Source organism: Candidatus Eremiobacteraceae bacterium (genome assembly GCA_036511855.1).
GTDB lineage: Bacteria > Vulcanimicrobiota > Vulcanimicrobiia > Eremiobacterales > Eremiobacteraceae > JABCYQ01.
On sequence record DATCBN010000085.1, the window covers coordinates 1 to 16572 of the forward strand.

At 62.9% G+C, this 16572-nt stretch carries 17 protein-coding genes; 7 read left to right on the forward strand and 10 right to left on the reverse strand.

Translation table 11 applies throughout. The annotated features are described in order from the left end of the window. Positions 1-657, reverse strand: a 657-nt coding sequence (locus tag VII69_10685; GenBank protein HEY5095573.1) for a stage II sporulation protein M, incomplete at its 3' end; no start/stop codon positions are given. Positions 658-709: 52 nt separating this feature from the next. Between VII69_10685 and VII69_10690 the strand changes: the two genes are divergently transcribed. Next, a complete protein-coding gene (locus VII69_10690; GenBank protein ID HEY5095574.1) occupies positions 710-1480 on the forward strand; it encodes an RDD family protein in 771 nt (256 codons plus the stop codon). Between the two features lie 88 nt (positions 1481-1568). On the opposite strand, the gene VII69_10695 is transcribed toward VII69_10690, so the two are convergent. Genes VII69_10695 through VII69_10720 form a run of 6 tightly spaced genes read right to left on the reverse strand, consistent with a single transcriptional unit; the run spans position 1569 to position 8487 of the window. Beyond that, positions 1569-2561, reverse strand: coding sequence for a xanthine dehydrogenase family protein subunit M (locus VII69_10695; protein HEY5095575.1), 993 nt, complete (start codon positions 2559-2561; stop codon positions 1569-1571). A gap of 16 nt (positions 2562-2577) precedes the next feature. Next, positions 2578-3732 carry a hypothetical protein gene (locus VII69_10700; protein ID HEY5095576.1) on the reverse strand — a complete coding sequence of 385 codons (1155 nt, stop codon included), beginning with the start codon at positions 3730-3732 and terminating at the stop codon, positions 2578-2580. Next, the gene (locus tag VII69_10705; GenBank protein ID HEY5095577.1) at positions 3725-6163 is read right to left on the reverse strand and encodes a molybdopterin cofactor-binding domain-containing protein; all 2439 of its coding nucleotides are present in this window, start codon (positions 6161-6163) and stop codon (positions 3725-3727) included. The genes VII69_10700 and VII69_10705 overlap by 8 nt, the downstream gene beginning before the upstream one ends. Further along, a complete protein-coding gene (locus tag VII69_10710) occupies positions 6153-6653 on the reverse strand; it encodes a (2Fe-2S)-binding protein (protein ID HEY5095578.1) in 501 nt (166 codons plus the stop codon). The genes VII69_10705 and VII69_10710 overlap by 11 nt, the downstream gene beginning before the upstream one ends. Before the next feature lie 57 nt (positions 6654-6710). Beyond that, a complete protein-coding gene (locus VII69_10715; GenBank protein ID HEY5095579.1) occupies positions 6711-7967 on the reverse strand; it encodes a branched-chain amino acid ABC transporter substrate-binding protein in 1257 nt (418 codons plus the stop codon). Between the two features lie 19 nt (positions 7968-7986). After that, positions 7987-8487 (reverse strand): peptidylprolyl isomerase, encoded by a 501-nt coding sequence (locus tag VII69_10720; GenBank protein HEY5095580.1) that lies wholly within the window; start codon positions 8485-8487, stop codon positions 7987-7989. 106 nt (positions 8488-8593) lie between these two features. Between VII69_10720 and VII69_10725 the strand changes: the two genes are divergently transcribed. Further along, a complete protein-coding gene (locus VII69_10725) occupies positions 8594-9637 on the forward strand; it encodes a hypothetical protein (GenBank protein HEY5095581.1) in 1044 nt (347 codons plus the stop codon). A 39-nt stretch (positions 9638-9676) separates the two neighbouring features. On the opposite strand, the gene VII69_10730 is transcribed toward VII69_10725, so the two are convergent. Further along, complete coding sequence (locus tag VII69_10730; protein HEY5095582.1) at positions 9677-10018, reverse strand: helix-turn-helix domain-containing protein; 342 nt, start codon at positions 10016-10018, stop codon at positions 9677-9679. A gap of 144 nt (positions 10019-10162) precedes the next feature. Between VII69_10730 and VII69_10735 the strand changes: the two genes are divergently transcribed. Further along, complete coding sequence (locus VII69_10735) at positions 10163-10882, forward strand: pirin family protein (protein HEY5095583.1); 720 nt, start codon at positions 10163-10165, stop codon at positions 10880-10882. Here VII69_10735 and VII69_10740 read toward each other — a convergent pair. Continuing rightward, positions 10879-11505, reverse strand: coding sequence for a TMEM175 family protein (locus tag VII69_10740; protein ID HEY5095584.1), 627 nt, complete (start codon positions 11503-11505; stop codon positions 10879-10881). The two genes, VII69_10735 and VII69_10740, sit on opposite strands and share 4 nt — an antisense overlap. A 70-nt stretch (positions 11506-11575) precedes the next feature. Between VII69_10740 and VII69_10745 the strand changes: the two genes are divergently transcribed. Next, positions 11576-11962 carry a metalloregulator ArsR/SmtB family transcription factor gene (locus VII69_10745; GenBank protein HEY5095585.1) on the forward strand — a complete coding sequence of 129 codons (387 nt, stop codon included), beginning with the start codon at positions 11576-11578 and terminating at the stop codon, positions 11960-11962. Positions 11963-12055: 93 nt separating this feature from the next. Here VII69_10745 and VII69_10750 read toward each other — a convergent pair whose 3' ends face one another. After that, positions 12056-13873 carry an ABC transporter ATP-binding protein gene (locus VII69_10750; protein HEY5095586.1) on the reverse strand — a complete coding sequence of 606 codons (1818 nt, stop codon included), beginning with the start codon at positions 13871-13873 and terminating at the stop codon, positions 12056-12058. 141 nt (positions 13874-14014) lie between these two features. On the opposite strand from VII69_10750, the gene VII69_10755 reads away from it, so the two are divergent. Genes VII69_10755 through VII69_10765 form a run of 3 tightly spaced genes read left to right on the forward strand, consistent with a single transcriptional unit; the run spans position 14015 to position 16447 of the window. Then, a complete protein-coding gene (locus tag VII69_10755; protein ID HEY5095587.1) occupies positions 14015-14929 on the forward strand; it encodes a trypsin-like peptidase domain-containing protein in 915 nt (304 codons plus the stop codon). A 1-nt stretch (position 14930) separates the two neighbouring features. After that, positions 14931-15833, forward strand: a complete 903-nt coding sequence (locus VII69_10760; protein ID HEY5095588.1) for a trypsin-like peptidase domain-containing protein — start codon at positions 14931-14933, stop codon at positions 15831-15833. Beyond that, positions 15830-16447, forward strand: a complete 618-nt coding sequence (locus VII69_10765) for a response regulator transcription factor (GenBank protein ID HEY5095589.1) — start codon at positions 15830-15832, stop codon at positions 16445-16447. The genes VII69_10760 and VII69_10765 overlap by 4 nt, the downstream gene beginning before the upstream one ends. Positions 16448-16572: the final 125 nt, after the last annotated feature.

Sequence of the window (16572 nt, forward strand, 5' to 3'; positions counted from 1 at the left end):
GAAGTAGTCCAAGCCAAACCCGGCATTCGCGAAGAGCGCGCCAAGCCCGCCGACCATGAATCCGGTCAGTACCAGTTCGTAGATGGTAAATATCCCGAGCGTCATACCGCCGGCGAAACACATGCTCGCCACTCTTATATTATTGGCGATGATGGCCGCCGACATCGTCGCCGCATAGTCGCGGTCGAACGCGAAGTTGCTGTCATGTAGACTCTTGTGGATCGGCTCGATGAGCTGTGCGGGCAACAAGGCGTAGATGTCCTGAGGTTTGACGACGACCAGCCAGTAGGCGAGCACAGCGGTCAACGCGAAGAGCGCGGCACAGGCGAGGATGTATCCGCCGGAGTTACGCACTTCGCATGGGAAGACCGTGGTGTAGAACCGCAGGAAGCGCGCGCGGCCTCGCTCGATCCCTCCGCCATAGACGTAGGCGTGGGCGCGCGCCGTCAACCTGTTCAGATACGCGCGCAGTGCCGGATCGAAGCGATGACCGTCCGCGTAAGCGAGGTCGGACGTCACCCATCGGTAGAGCCGACCGAGCTCGGCGACTTGCTCCGCCTCAAGGCGGCGCAATCCGCGCCGCTGCACGGCCGCGATCAGTTCTTCGAGACGCGCCCAACCTTCCCGGCGCTTCTCGACGAACGAACGTTGCGTCATTCGCGCCGTTTCTGGCGGCAAGCGGTTGCACCTTCAGTCTACAGGATTGGCGATGGAAAGATCGGTCACGGTCCGGACGCCCGAGAGCATCGCCTTTCACTATGAGCTGGCGGGGCTCGGCAGCCGCTTTCTCGCGGTGGCGATCGACCTATTCATCCAACTAATCCTGGCGTTCGGCGCTATCATCCTCACGGGATATGCGAAAGGCGGTTTCGACCGCTTCTTGGGCTCGCTCCATCTTAAGTCATCGCAAACGGATTCGATCATCTATGCCGGAGCGATCGTCTTGTACTTCATGATCTTCTTCGGATACTTCATCGCGTTCGAAGCGTGGTGGAACGGCCAAACTCCCGGAAAGCGCGCGATCGGCATTCGCGTGGTCCGCGATGGCGGCTACCCGATCGGTTTCACCGAGTCGGTCATCCGAAATCTCATACGCATCATAGAAGTCGCGCTATTCATCTATGGTGTATCGGCCATCTGCGCGATCATCTCTGCATACAACAAGCGACTCGGCGATCTCGCTGCCGGCACGATCGTCGTGCGTGACAGTTCGTTTGAAGTGACCAATCCCGATAGCTGGCTTCAAGGCGATGCCGATCCCGCGCCGCCGATGGGCGTCGCCGGCGCTGCCGGGCTCTCGGACGACGAGGTCTCACTCGTCCACCGTTATCTCGAGCGGCGTTCCCAACTCGAGCCGGCAGTCGCACAACAACTCGCGCAACGCGTCGCCGCGTCGCTGCGGCCTCGGCTCGGTCCGGATTCGGCCGACTTGGACGATCACGAACTGCTGCGTCGTGTGGGCGCGGCCCGCCCGCGCTGATCGTACTGTAGGAGGGTGAGCAACGCTCACCCATTATTTTTCCAATGGGCAAGCGATGCTTGCCCTCCTACATTAGAGATTGAACGAGCTACGAGCTGTTTGCGATGTCTTCGAGCACGCGTTGTGCGAAGACGCGCACCATGCGTTTGCGATACGGGATGGTCGAGCTCGCGTTGTCCAGCGGCCGTCCGACGGCAAACGCGGCGTCCGCCGCCGCTGCGATCGCTTCCGGCTCTAGTCTGCTTCCCACGAGTGCGCGCGCCGCTTCAGGGACTTCCATCGGCTTGGGCGCCACCGCATTGAGCACGATGCGCGCCGCGCGGCACGTCCCCGATGGATCGATGGTGAGAGCTGCCGCGACGCCGAGGATCGGAAAGTCGAACGAGTTGCGCAGCCGCAATTTCCGATACGCGCTTCGCGTGCCCGCTTCCGGCGGAGGAACGACGATCTTTACGACGATCTCGTCGGGTCGCCTCGCCCACGCCACCATTCCATCGTTGAGGAAGAATTCGCCCATGTCGAGCTCGCGCGTCCCCGCCGGCCCCCGCAAGACAACGCGCGCCCCGTATACTTGCAGCACCGGCGCTGTGTCCGACGAATTGATGGCGACGCATTTCGGGCTGCCCGGCGCCACGCGGCAGATGTCGCCGTCCTTTTTCATGCAGAAATCGAGCGCCTTGCGCCAATCGAGATTTTGGTTGTAGTAGTTGCAACGCGTGTCGAGACACACATTGCCGCCGATCGTGCCGACGTTGCGTAACTGCGGGGTCGAAATCACCGAAGCCGCATGCGCGAGCGCCGGATAGTACTTGCGCACCACGTCGCTCTCCGAAACTTCCGTGAGCGTGGCGAGCGCTCCGAGGGTCAAACCGGTGACTTCGTTGTAGGCGATGAAATGCAGATCGGCGATGGGACGCAAGCCCACTAAGACTTTTGGCGTGAACAACCGCTGCTTCATGTTCGCATAGAGATCGGTTCCTCCCGACACGGGCAGCGCGTCCGCACCGTATCGCGCAAGCAGCATCGCGGCTTCTTCGCCCGACCGGGCGGGCTGATATTCAAACGGCGGCAAACGCAGCATGAACGTTCTTTCGTCTTTATTGGATCAAGCGAATGAGATTATTGCCGAAGTCGGCTATGTAAAGGTTCCCGGTGATCGGCTCGACGGCGATTCCGACCGGGTGACCGAATTCTGCGCCCTCGAAGACCCCGTCGTAACTGCCGATCGACCCGTTTCCCGCGACACTGGACACGACGCCCTGCGGCGAGATGCGCCGGACGGCATTGAAGAAATAATCGACGACATACAGCGAGCCGTCGACCGGATCCCAAGCGATGCCGGCCGGAACTCCCCATCGAGACATCGCGTTCGGACCGCTGAAGCTCGCGTTGCTGCCGCCCGCGAACGTCGTCGCGCTTCCGTCGGTCGTCACGCGCCGGATCCGTTCGTTCCCTGGATCGCTGACGTACAGAGCACCGTCGGCCGCGTCGAACGTTATGCCCAACGGATTGTTGAAGCGTGCTTGCGTGCCCGTGCCGTCGGCGAATCCCTCGCGCCCACCGGCAACCGTTGTGACGACGCCGGCGGTGGTGACACGGCGGATCTCATTGTTGGCGCTGTCCGCCACGTAGAGCGCACCGTCGCGCGAGTCGAACGCGATGCCCTCCGGGTGCGAGAATCGGGCGTCAGTGCCCGTCCCGTCTTGGCGGCCTTCGAGGGTGGAACCAGCGACCGTCGTCACGATGCCGTCGGGCGTCATCCGCCGGATCTCGAAGTTCTTTTCGTCGCAGATGTAGAGCGCCTTATCGACCGGGTCGTACGCGACGCCCGTCGCCACGTTGAATCGGGCGCCGCTTCCCGCGCCGTCGGCGCTCCCTGCTGCGGATGAGCCTGCAACCGTGACGACGTTCCCATCTTTTGTGAGTTCGCGGATCTCATGCTTGTCGGAGACGAAGAAGCTGCTCCGGTCAGGGTCGGCCGCTATGTACGCGATGTCGGCAAACGTCGCTGAGAGCAGCGGACCGTCTTTTTGCGATTCAATGCCGGTGCCGGCATATGTGGTCACGGATCGCTTCAACAGCGGAGTCGGTGTGCTTGTCGCGGCGGCGGTGGCCGCCGATGTCGGCGCGGGCGCCGGCGTCGGACCTTGATCGACCGCCGGATCGGCGCCGAGCACCGATAGGCCGACGAGGGCCACCCAAGCGGCTGCCCAGCCGCGCATGCGGCGCACGGGCCGCGAAATGTCACGCACGCGCGGGCGCCTTCCGCAGACGCAGCACGCCGCCGCTGCTCGCATCCAACGCGCGCAGCACTTTGTCCGCGGTGATCGGCGTCGAATACACGCGAGCTTTGATCGCATCGGCGACCGCGTTGGCGATCGCGGGGATCACCGGATTGAGCGGTCCTTGGCCCGCTTCTTTTGCGCCGAACGGCCCTTCGCGATCGTCCGTTTCGATGATGATCGACTCGACGGGCGGCATATCCAAAATGGTGAGGGTCTTGTAGTCGAGCAAGTTGGGGATCTTGTGCTCGATTCCGCGAAACGCCGATTCCTCCATGACCGCTTCGCCGATGCCCATATAGACGCCGCCTTCGATCTGGCCTTCGACGGAGTCCGGATTGATCGCGCGCCCGACGTCGTGCGCAAGCGTGATCTTCTCGATCTTCACCTCGCCGGTGTCGAAATCGACGTCGACCTCTGCGACGCACGCGCTATACGAATACGCCGGCGAAGGACCGACACCCGAGCCTTTGAAATCGCCGGCGAGACTTGGCGGCGTGTACGAACCCGGAGCAGCGAGAGTGCCGAACTTGGCTTCGGCCATTTGCGCGGCTTCGAGAAAAGTCATCTCCGTCGCCTTGTTTTCGACGTCGAACACCCGACGGCGCGCAAAGCCGATGCGCGCCTCGGGCACGCCCAGATGTTCGGAGGCGACAACCGCCAACTGATTGCGAACGCGACCGGCTGCGTCGCGCGCGGCGTTTCCCGCCATGAACGTGACGCGGCTCGAGTACGAGCCGAGGTCGACCGGAGTGAGGTCCGTATCGCCGGCGCATACACGCACGTCCATGATATCGACGCCGAGCGTCTCGGCGACGATCGCGGCGAGCATCGACTCCGATCCTTGGCCGCACTCGCTCGAGCCGCAAAAGACGGTGACACCGCCGCCGCGGTCGACTTTGACGATCGCACCGGAATGCGGCATCGGATTCCAGTAGATCGCAAGTCCGGCGCCGCAGAGATACGAGCTCGCCGCTATGCCGATGCCTTTGCCGCGCGCCATCTTGCCGCGCTTCTCGGAATAGCTTGTCCGCTCGGTCGCCGCATCGAGGCATTCGCGCAAGCCGCACGACGTCACGCGCAAACCATTCACGGTCGTGGTATATGGATCGACCGCGATTCGTTTGCGGTATTCGGCCGCATCGAATCCGAGCGCATCGGCGATCTTGTCGAGGTGACATTCAAAGGCGAAGCGCGGCTGCGTGGTGCCGTGCCCGCGCTTCGGCCCGCACGGCGGCTTGTTCGTGAACACGCGAATCCCGTCGAACTTGTACGCTGGGATCTTGTACGTGACCGTCGTCAACGCGCCGGTGTAGTAGGTGGAGGCGACGCCGTACGATCCGTACGCACCGCCGTCGAGCCACGTCTGCAAGTGGCAGGCGGTGATCGATCCGTCGCTTTTCACACCGGTGCGGAGCTTCATCTTCACCGGATGACGTCCGCGATGAGCGAAGAACACTTCTTCGCGAGTGAGTGTGATCTTCACCGGACGGCCGGTCTTGCGCGCGAGATACGCTGCGACGAGCTCGTGCGCGAAGGGCTCCGTCTTGCCGCCGAATCCACCTCCGACCGGCGGCGCGATCACGCGTACGTGCGCGGCCGGCATCTGCAGCACTTGCGATGCGATGCGATGCAGGTAGTGGGGCGTCTGCGTGGATGCCCAGATCGTCAATTTCTTGTCCGGGCCGTAGTCCGCCACGACGGAGTGCTGTTCCATCGGCGCGTGCGTGTTGCCCTCGAAGAAAAACTCGTCGTCGAAGATGCGGTCCGCGGCGGCGAATCCGGCGTCCATGTCGCCGAACTCGAGATGCACTTCCTTGTGCACGTTGTTCGTGCGCCGCGGGTTTTCGTGCAGCTTCGGCAGATCTTCGCGCAGCGCCGTCTCGATATTCATGATCGGCGGAAGCGATTCGTACTCGACGTCGATCAACTCGAGCGCCTCTTCGGCCGTCAGCTCGTCATCGGCCACGACCGCAGCCACTGGGTCGCCGACGTATCGAACCTTTTCGATCGCGAGCACGTCTTCGTCCGGGCTCGATGGCAGGATGCCGTATTTCACCGGCAAGTCGGCCCCGGTCATGACGGCCACGACGCCCGGCATGAGGAGTGCGCGAGAGCAGTCGACACTTTTCACGAGAGCGTGGGCATGTTTGCTGCGAAGCAGCTTGCCGAATAGCATGCGCGGAAGCACGATATCGTCGGCGAAGTTCGCCGCGCCCGTCACCTTTGCGAAGGAGTCCGGCTTCGGCAGCGCTTTGCCGACGACCGAGAATCCCTCTTGCTTGCCGTCGGGCAAACCCGGCGCCGCCTGCTCGACGCTCGTGACAAGCGCGTCGGGTGTGAAGCCCGCAGCATCGATGTCGGGATTGGTCGCCGTCGAGATTTTGCGTTCAATCGTCATGCGCGCCGCTCTGCATATCGGAGGCTGCCGACTCGACCGCTTCGATGATCTTCGTGTAGCCCGTGCACCTGCACAGGTTGCCGCTGAGAGCTTGCATGACTTCGACGCGCGACGCGCGGGGGTTACGCTCGAGCAACGCGACCGCGCTCATGATGAAGCCGGGAGTGCAGTATCCGCATTGCGCGCCGCCGGTCCGGACAAAAGCGCGCTGCACGGGGTGCAATTCGCCGTCTTTGGCAAGTCCTTCGACCGTGCGGACGTCGTGCCCGACGGTCTCGATCGCCAACGCGAGACACGAAAGGACGGCATCGCCGTCGACGATGACCGTGCACGCTCCGCAATGGCCCATCTCGCAACCGTGCTTGGTCCCCGTGAGATTCACGTCTTCGCGCAGCACTTCGAGCAGGGTCTTATTGGGGTTGAATGCGCATTCGACATCGGCGCCATTGATGTGCAGGCGAGCCAAAACTTTGGCCGGCGCGATGGACATGGTCTTGTGCCTCGTTCAGCCTGGTGAACGAGCGTTCAGCCAGTGGGATTTTCTATTTCACGAGCTTTGCGCGAAATCCCGTTGATAAAGGAAGTGCCACACGCCCGCTTGGGCCCGGTATATCGAGATGATATGTTCGGTCGTATCGCCGTTGCGGTCGAACGAGAACTTCCCGATCACGGTCATCACATTCGTGGAAGTGCGCAATTTATCCAGCACGGCCGCGCGTGTGGGAATGCCGCCTCTGGCGTCGGCGCTGGCCGCGGCGATGGCGCTGATCAACGTCTGCGTCGCCGCGTACGCGTTGGCGGCGTACGCGCCGAGCGGAACGTGCACGTTTTCGTGATAGGCTTTGACGAACTCACCTGCAGACGGCAGCGCATCGGCATTGACCGCGGCGACCGTGGCATAACTGTTGTCGGCGGCGCTGCCGGCAACATCGAAATACTCTTGGGTCTGTATCCCGTCGCCGGATGCGAACGGCACTGACTGGAGACCGGCCTTCACGAGCGCCAAACGCAATTTTCCGCCGCCCGTGGCCTCGCCGCCGAAGAACACGAGATCGGGATGCTTCGCCTTCACGCGTGCGGCGACCGCCGCCAAGTCGGCATCGGCGAACGTGATGTGTTCGTGTGCGAGAATCTGTCCGCCCTCGCCGTTGAATTCGCCGACCCATTCATCCGAGAGTGCGCGGCCGAACGTGTTCGCGTCGTCGATCACGTACGCGCGCTTTGCCTTCAGCCGTTCGTAGGCGAATTCAGCGCCGGCCGGGCCTTGCACGTCGTCGGTGGTGCAGACCCGGAAGTAAGTGATCTGGTCGGGATGCGCCGACCGCAGCGCGAGCGCTTGCGTCCCTTTCGTGAGCTCCGACGTCGTGTTCGCGGGGCTGATCAATGCAAGGCCGGCTTTGTTCGAGATCGGGATTTCCACGAGCGCGACATTGCTGTTAAGCGGACCGATGACACCGAGCACCGCTCCATCTTGGGTGAACACGCGTAGGTTGGCGGCTCCGCGCACCGGATCGTGAGCGCCTTTCCCCGAAGCGTCGTTGAGCACGACCGCTTGCAGCGTCATCCCCGGAACCAAATTGCGCGTGTTCGCGTCCGCGACGGCTAACCTGACGGCCTCTGACGCCGGCAGGCCGTCGGGGGCGTCGACGCCGGTTATCGGGAGCGTGACGCCGATCTTGATCAACGTTCCGGCATTGGACGCAAGCGGAACCGGTGCGTGCTGCGCGCACGCGGCGAGCGAGAGTGCGCCTGCGATCGCAAGCGCCGCGCACACATTCCGAACCGAATCATCGTGGTACATCATGTTAATGTTATCGGTCGTTTTAGCCCTTTCCTGACCTCGTCTCTATCGTGACCTTCTCCATTTTGTCGCCAACGCGGACAGACTTGACGGCCTCGATCCCGCTCGTCACCTGGCCGAATACCGTGTATTGATTGTCTAAAAAGCGCGCATCGCCAAGACATATATAGAACTGCGATCCGGCCGAGTTGGGACTCGACGCGCGCGCCATCGACACCGTTCCGAGCACGTGCGGTCTATCGTTGAATTCTGCTTTTAGATTGTAACCTGGTCCGCCGGTGCCGTCGCCGGTCGGGCACCCGCCTTGGATCACGAAGCCGGGCTCGACGCGATGAAAATTCAGCCCATCATAAAATCCGCCGCGCACGAGCTTGATAAAAGCGGCCACCGTTCCGGGCGCATGGTCCGGATAGAAATCGAATACGATGTCACCATGCGTTGTGGTGACGCGCGCCTGAAGTTGTTTCGACTCGTCGTACAGCGCGGCCGACTCTTCGGCAGTTGGTGGCGCGTTCTTCGGCATGTAGACCTCCTAACATCAGCGATAACGGCTTTGACGCAGACGTCCAAGCCCCTTGAACGCTCCAGCGACAGGGGCATCAGCGAAGTCGGACCAACTCTTCGGGTCCATGGATGCAGCATTTGTCATCGCGGGCGTGCTTCTCGTCGGACTGATTTTGTACGACATATTTCTTGCCGTGCTCGTGCCGCGGCCGGCGAGCAGATTCGCCCGGCTCAGCGCCCGCTACGTTCCTTTCGTATGGCGCTATTGGCGTTCGATCGGTTTGGCGCTGCAAGACTCGAATCGCCGCGATGCGTTTCTCGGGATATTCGCGCCGTTCGGCGTGATCTCGTTGCTTGCATTGTGGGAGTTGTTCTTGATCGCCGGCTTCGCGTTCATGCAGTTCGGACTGCGCGATCGCGGCGCGCCGTTGCCGGCCGACTTTGGAGATGCTTTCTATTTCGCCGGCAGATCGTTCATCTTCGGTGATTATGCAGGCACCACGATGCAAGCGCGGCTGCTTTCGCTTGCGACCGGCGCGACCGGGCTCGGCACGATAGCCGTCGTGTTGACCTACCTGTTTTTGATGTTCGGCGCGTACCAGAGACGCGAAGTGCGCGTGATCATGATCGACGTGCGCGCCGGCGCGCCCCCGTCGGGAGTGGCGTTTCTCGTGAGCCACGCCGAATTGAACATCCGCGCCGATATGCCCGCGGCGTTCATCGACATGCAAGCCTGGTCGGCGGAGATCCTCGACACGCATCTCGCTTATCCGATGCTCTTCTACTTCCGGTCGAGCCACGATCACGCATCGTGGATCGCCGCGCTCGGCGCTGTGCTCGACGCCGCAACCCTGTTGGTCACCACGGTCGCGGACGAGGCAGGCGGTCAGGCGGCGTTCCTCATCGACGTCGGCACGCATGCCATGCACGACATCGCCGATTATTTCGGCATGCCGCTAGATGGCGGCGCGGGCGTCGAACGCGCGGAGTTCGCCGCCGCGCGCGGGAGGCTGGCCGGCGCCGGCTATGCCTTGCGCGACGAGGAGACTTCTTGGAAAGAATTCTGCCGCATCCGCAGCCGCTACGCCGAGTCGCTCAACGCGATCGCACGGTACTGGGCGATTCCACCAGCCCAATGGATCGGCGACCGTTCTGCTCTGCGTCACTGACGATTCAATCGGCGGTGTTCTGTGCGACGGCTGCCGGGACTACGCCGATCTGCGCCGCTTTGCGCGAGGCGTTCGAGTTTCGGCCCATGCGCTGAGCGCGCGAAGAGCGGTCTCTAGTTCTTTGCCCGATGCGGTCAGTTCGTAGCTCACTCTCACCGGAGGCCCCGGATCGACGTGGCGTTCGACGACGTCTTCGGTCTCGAGCTCGCGGAGCCGCTCGGCTAAGAGCCGGTCGGACAGATCCGGAATGGCCGCGAGCAACTCGTTGAATCGCCGGGGGCCGCAGATGAGGACGCGAACGATTGCTCCGGTCCAGCGCTTGCCGATCAATTCGATCGCCTGATGAAAGCGCGGACAGAACTCGGTGAGTTTCGCGGGCATTCGTTCGTCCATCGTCGCCTTTGAGTATAACAGAACGGCATTGTGTTTGATAGGCGAGCGGGACGGCATCCACTGCCTACGTATAGTAAGTTACATACTTGACAGAAGTACGTGATTTGGGCGATAATCCCTTTCGGAGGAAACATGAAAACCCAAACAACCACCTTTTCCATACAACGATCCGGAGAACGCTACCATGCCGATCACGGTTGGCTGAAGTCGTTCCATTCGTTGAGCTTCGCCGACTACTTCGACCCGGCCAACACCAACTGGGGAGCGCTGCGCGTGTTCAACGATGACTACATCGCGGCCGGCCAGGGTTTCCCATTGCATCCGCATCGCGATATGGAGATCATCACGTACGTCTTGAGCGGTCAGCTCGAGCATAGAGATAGCATGGGCAACCGAGGCGTGGTAGGGCCGGGCGGCGTTCAGTTCATGAGCGCCGGCACCGGCGTCCGCCACTCGGAGGTCAATCACTCGCCCGCTGCCGAGCTGCATCTCGTCCAGATGTGGATCGTGCCGGGCCGGACGGGCGTGCCGCCGACATACGGTCAACACGATTTCGTCATCGCCGACCGCCTGGACAAATGGCTCGACGTCGCGGGCGGCGTTTCGCAGCCATCGGCCGTCGTCCGTCTCACGCAAGACGCGTCGATGCATGTCGCGCGTCTCGAAAAGGCGGAACTCACCCATCGCTTCGCTCCTGGCCGTCTCGGATTTCTCTTTGTGGCTGACGGAACTGTTGAAGCTCGGCAGGAGCAGCTAGTGAAAGGCGACGCCGTGCGGATCCGCGGTATTGACGAGCTTTCGATCCGCGGTCAAGGCGAGATACTGCTGTGGGACCTGCCGGACGTGGGTTAGGCGCTCCAGTTTCGTTCGGCGATCCGCAACGCGGCGATCGCCGGAAGCATCGCAAGCCAGCAATATTCCATCGTCTGCGAACCCAAACGGTACGCGAACAGCGATCCTAACAGTACCACCGCCACGACGCCGGTTCGGCGAGTACGCCTCGTCGCCTCACGACGGAGCTCATCGCTCACGGTGAGCCGTTCGTCGCGCAATCCTTTCGCGTACAGAATCGCGATCAGCCCGTACATGAGTCCCAAGCTGAGTGCGTACGCCGCCACCACGATAGGTTCACCCTCGAAGCGGAAGAACAGCTGAAGCGCGAAGGTGACCATGACGATCGCCGCAAGCAATGCGAAGTTGAGCACGATGCTCAGCGTGTCCGCGACGAAGAAATTCGCGAACAAACGGTTGTGCAGCCACCATATCGAACAGACGACGGCGAAGCTTGCGGCAAACGCCAGGTACCCGTTCGGATGCGTGAGGAGGTCGCTCGCCGACGACGGCACGTGCAGGCTGAATGCGAGTTCGGATAGTGAAAATGCGATGACGATATCGCTGAACGCTTCAAGCCTGCGCACCATGTGATCGTGGCCGTGCGGAAGCGCCTTGTCCGGCATGCCTCGGGCTTCGTTCACGTCGCACCGCTACCCTCGGCGCACGACCGACGCTTGACAGTTAGCAAGACGATGCTTTATAGTTAACCCGATGGTTAACTTTTCGCCGGCCCGAACTGCAGCGCCCGCGCTCGATCGAGTGTTCGCCGCGCTTTCAGACCCCACACGGCGTCGCATTCTCACTCGGCTCGGAGCCGGGGCAGTCACCGTATCCGACCTCGCAGCTCCATTTCGCATGTCGCTGCCGGCGGTCTCCAAACACCTCAAGGTTCTGGAGCGGGCCGGGTTGATCGCGAGAGAGATCGACGGGCGCCTGCATCGCTGCACGTTGAACTCCGCCGGATTTCGCGGTGCCGCCGCGTGGATCGATCAACATCAACGGTTCTGGGATCAACATATCGATGCGCTCGAGCGCCACGTCACGAGGCCGGACACCCGCCGCGCGCGCGCGCCGCACAAAGAGAGCAAGAAGTCATGAGCTGTAGGAGGGTGAGCAACGCTCACCCATTTGGGCAAGCGCTGCTTGCCCTAGTACGATCAAATTTTTTCTGGGCAAGCGATGCTTGCCCTCCTACAATGACGTCGGGGCCGTATCGCGGAATTGAGCTGCGTACAGCGTGGCATAGGCTCTTCCGCGGGCGAGCAGTTCAGCGTGCGTGCCGGATTCGACGACGCGTCCGCGTTCGATGACGTAGATCGTATCCGCGCGCAGGATCGTCGAGAGCCGGTGCGCGACCACCAAACTTGTCCGCCCGCGCATGAGCGGGACCAGCGCGTCTTGGATCAGCGCTTCCGACGTCGAATCGAGCGAACTTGTGGCTTCGTCAAGTATCAAGATGCGCGGATCTTTGAGCAGCACGCGCGCGATGGCGAGCCGCTGACGTTCGCCGCCCGATAGCTTGTGGCCGCGCTCGCCCACAACCGTGTCGTATTTCTCAGGAAGCGTCTCGATGAAAGCGGCGATGTTCGCCGCCCGGCACGCGGCTTCGAGTTCGGCGCCGGTGGCCTCGGGTTTGCCGTAGCGCAGATTCTCGGCGATGGTCGTGTGGAACAAAAACGTCTCTTGGGTCACGATGCCGATGTTTCGCCGAAGACTGTCGAGCGTGAGATCGCGCACGTCGTGGCCGTCGACGCGCACGCTGCCCTCTTGCGGATCGTAAAAGCGAGGCACGAGATTGGCGATGGTGGTCTTGCCCGCGCCGCTTGGGCCGACCAGTGCGACGAGCTGCCCGGGTTCCGCGCGCAGGCTGACGCCGTCTAAGACCCAGCGATCGGCGGTATAGCCGAATCGCACGGCCTCAAGCGCGATCGCGCCGCGGGCCACACCGAGCGAACTTGCGTCAGGTTTCTGCGGCGACTCAGGCGTCATATCGAGATATTCGAAGATTCTCTCGAAAACCGCGAACGCGCTCACCACTTGCACTTGAACCCCGACGAGCGCCGACGCCGGACCGTAGAGCCGGCTTAGGTATTGGACGAAAGCGACGATGACGCCGATGGTCATCGCGCCCCGAACCGCCAGCAGACCGCCGCCCAGCCAGATGATCGCCGGTCCTATGACGATCAGTGCCATCACGATCGCGAGGAACCACCGCCCGACCATCGCGAGGCCGATCTCGAGCCCCATGAGCTTGGTGCCGGCTTCGTGGAACCGTTCCGCCTCGCGCTTTTCCCGAACGAACGATTTGATGAGCGTGATGCCCGATAGTGAAAGCGTTTCTTGGATCAAGCTCTCGATGATGTCGCGCTGTTCGCGAGTCTGCTTGCGCACGGCGTACATGCGCGCGCCGACCGGATTGAGCGGAACGATCATCACCGGGATGACGATCAGTGAAAGCAGCGCCAAGCGCCAGTCGAGCACGAATATCGCGATCGTGGTGCTCAGGATGACGACGACGTTCTGCGCGATCGAAGCCAGCGTGCCGGTGACGACGTTGTCGATCGCATCGACGTCGCTTGAAACGCGATTCATGATTTCGCCGGTCTTCGTGGACGTGAAGAAGGCGAGCGGCATGTTGTGCAGATGGCGCACCAGCGCGTCGCGGATGTCGCGCATGATGCCCTCACCGACGTACGCGTTGAGGTAGCCTTGCCACCCGCTTATGGCATTGGCGAGCAATGCGCTGACGACGATGCCGGCGACGTCGAGTCCAAGCGCGCCGGCGTCGTGCGCAGGAATCGCATGATCGATGATGTGCAGGGTGAACAGCGGCGGCAGCAAGCCGAGCGCGCTTGTGAGGCAGATGCAGAGAAGGACGAGCGCCTCATAGCTTGCGTAAGGCGCGAAATAGCGCGCCACCCGGCGAAGATCGACATGCGGCGGCTTAGCGGGCCCGTTCGGCCCGAAACTTCGGCCGTGGAGAATCGCAAAAGGGCTGGAGCCGAGCATATCGCGGTTGTTCGTTTTGTCATCGCGCGCGCCTTCCCGCAGAGCCCCCGGCCATGCCTAGCCATTTTACCGGATGTTCGCGCGCAGGTCCGGATGACATACTGCCCATATACATCACTCCCGCCATCCGGAGCTTCAAACGTGACCACACTCGAATCACTTTCCAACGACGTCAGCGGTGCGATCGCACGCGCGGCGCAATCCGTCGTCGCCGTCGATGCGCGCAGGCGCGCGACATCGAGCGGCGTCCATTGGCGCGAGGGGATCGTCGTAACGGCCGATCACGCGGTCAAACGCGATTCTGAGATCACGCTCACGCTGCCCGACGGCCGGGAGGTGCCTGCCGAACTTGCCGGACGCGACGCGTCGATCGATGTCGCGATCTTGCGCTTCGATGGCGCCGGACTTCGGACCGCCGACTTCGCTTCACCCGACGATCTCGCGGTCGGACGTCTCGCGATCGCGATCGCACGCTCGGACGATGAAGGCGTCGCCGCCACGTTAGGCGTTGTCAGCGCCCTCGGCGGACCGTGGCGGACGTGGCACGGCGGCCGCGTCGACCGGCTTATCCGCCCCGATCTCAACATCTATCCCGGTTTTTCAGGCGGGCCGCTCATCGACGGCAACGGAGCGGTGATCGGAATGAACACCACCGGACTCTCGCGCCAAACCGCATTGACCGTGCCCGTCTCGACGATCGAGAGAGTCGTGGGCCAACTTCTCAAACGGGGCAAAGTGACGCGCGGATATCTCGGCGTAGGCATGCAGCAAGTGCGCCTGCCGGACGCGATCCGCGATCGTCTGCACGTCGAAGCCGGTGACGCCGTCATCGTGCTCTCTGTCGAGCCCGGCGGCCCGGCGGAGCGCGCCGGCCTGTTCATCGGCGACGTCCTCATTTCGCTTGACGATCAGCGGATCGACGATGTCCACGACGTGCTGGCGTTCTTGAGCGATGACGTGGCGGGCCGCAACGTGCGCGCATCGATCATCCGCGCGGGAGCGGTCACCGAAGTAGTGATCGCGGTCGGCGAGCGCCCTATCGACGAGGGCGAGTGACATGACGACCGACCTAGATAAGGGTCTCGCGAGTCTTGCCGAGAGCGTTCGCCTCTCGACCGTGCAGGTTCGTGCGCAACGGCACGGCGGCGGATCGGGCGTCGTGTGGAGCGCCGACGGCGCGATCATCACTAATGCGCACGTCGTCGGGTCGGCGCGCGATGTCTGGATCGAATCACCGGACGGGCGGACGATTCGCGGCGCCGTAACGCTGCGCGACGACCGTCTCGATCTCGCAGAAATCACGCCGATTTCGGAAGCCGGCAGTTTGAGAAGCGCGACGATCGGCCGCGCGGGCGCGTTGCGCGTCGGCGACGTCGTCGCGGCGCTCGGTGCGCCGCTTGGAATCGCGGGCACTCTGACGCTCGGTATCGTGCACCGGGCGACCTCAGATCGCCTCGGCGTGACGCGCCGCTGGCTCGAAGCCGATCTTCGGCTTGCGCCCGGTAACTCGGGTGGACCGATGGTCGACGCGCTCGGCCGCGTCGTGGGCATCAACAGCATGATCGCCGGCGGGCTCGCACTTGCGGTCCCAAGCGAGACGGCCGATCGCTTCGTGCGCACGCGCGGCGTACGCGCATGGTTAGGCGTGACGACGCAGCCGGTCGCGGTTCATAATGCCGTCGAACGCGGCGCCAACGTCCGTTCCATCGAAGCGACGCTCGGACTCATCGTCGTCGAGCTTGCGCCCGGCGCGCCGGCCGAGCTTGCGGGCCTGTCGCTGGGCGACGTGATCGTCCGAGCCGGTGGCGAATCGATCGACCGGCCCGATGCGCTCGGGTTCGCGCTCGACCGGATGGTACCGGGTGATCCCATCGTCGTCGAAGCGCTGCGAGGCAAGAAGCTGCGCAGCATCAGCATTGTGACCGGTAGGCTCACCGCGCAGGTCGACCGAGCGGCGTGACTCGGGTCTTCATCGCCGCGGATACGCTCCAAGCGCGCGAGACGTTGGAAGCCGTCGTCGTATCGACGCACGACTTCGAACTTGCGGGGTCATCGGAGATTGAACAGGCGATCAAACGCTTTCAATCCTTGCGGCCGCTGGTCGCGGTCGTCGACGCTCCTGATTTGGAATCCGCATATCAGGCGATTGAGACCCGTGCGCAGGTGGTGGTCCTCGGCGATGCCGCTTTGGAACAGACGTCCGAATTGCTGCGCGCCGGCGCGGCGGCGGTGTTGCCGCGTGATGCCGATTCGCTTGCGATCGTCGCGGCCGTCCGGGCGGCGGCGGCCGGGCTCGTCTCGGTGATGCGAGAAGCGGCGCCGGCACTCGCGTCGACAAGCAGCGCCCGATCTTGGCCGATCGATGAAGATGCGTCGCCTCATCTCTCGCCGCGAGAGCGCGAAGTTCTGCGTCTCGTCGCGGCCGGCACGGGCAACAAGGGCATCGCGCTTCGGCTAGGCATTTCGGAACACACGGTCAAGTTTCACGTCGCATCCATTCTTGCGAAGCTGCATGCCGGTTCGCGGACTGAAGCCGTGACCGAAGGGATCCGCCGCGGCCTTGTGATGCTGTAGCCGGCCGTCGACCATTTTCTGTAGGACGGTGAGCTGTACTAGGGCAAGCATCGCTTGCCCATTTTTTTCTGTAGGAGGGTGAGCTGTACTAGGGCAAGCATCGCTTGCCCAAAAAATGGGTGAGC

Excerpts from the sequence above, each read along its gene's own strand:
- VII69_10690 (HEY5095574.1), top strand. The coding sequence starts at position 710 with ATGGAAAGATCGGTCACGGTCCGGACGCCCGAGAGCATCGCCTTTCAC.
- VII69_10695 (HEY5095575.1), bottom strand. The coding sequence starts at position 2,561 with ATGCTGCGTTTGCCGCCGTTTGAATATCAGCCCGCCCGGTCGGGCGAA.
- VII69_10705 (HEY5095577.1), bottom strand. The coding sequence starts at position 6,163 with ATGACGATTGAACGCAAAATCTCGACGGCGACCAATCCCGACATCGAT.
- VII69_10710 (HEY5095578.1), bottom strand. The coding sequence starts at position 6,653 with ATGTCCATCGCGCCGGCCAAAGTTTTGGCTCGCCTGCACATCAATGGC.
- VII69_10715 (HEY5095579.1), bottom strand. The coding sequence starts at position 7,967 with ATGATGTACCACGATGATTCGGTTCGGAATGTGTGCGCGGCGCTTGCG.
- VII69_10720 (HEY5095580.1), bottom strand. The coding sequence starts at position 8,487 with ATGCCGAAGAACGCGCCACCAACTGCCGAAGAGTCGGCCGCGCTGTAC.
- VII69_10725 (HEY5095581.1), top strand. The coding sequence starts at position 8,594 with ATGGATGCAGCATTTGTCATCGCGGGCGTGCTTCTCGTCGGACTGATT.
- VII69_10730 (HEY5095582.1), bottom strand. The coding sequence starts at position 10,018 with ATGCCCGCGAAACTCACCGAGTTCTGTCCGCGCTTTCATCAGGCGATC.
- VII69_10735 (HEY5095583.1), top strand. The coding sequence starts at position 10,163 with ATGAAAACCCAAACAACCACCTTTTCCATACAACGATCCGGAGAACGC.
- VII69_10745 (HEY5095585.1), top strand. The coding sequence starts at position 11,576 with ATGGTTAACTTTTCGCCGGCCCGAACTGCAGCGCCCGCGCTCGATCGA.
- VII69_10750 (HEY5095586.1), bottom strand. The coding sequence starts at position 13,873 with ATGCTCGGCTCCAGCCCTTTTGCGATTCTCCACGGCCGAAGTTTCGGG.
- VII69_10760 (HEY5095588.1), top strand. The coding sequence starts at position 14,931 with ATGACGACCGACCTAGATAAGGGTCTCGCGAGTCTTGCCGAGAGCGTT.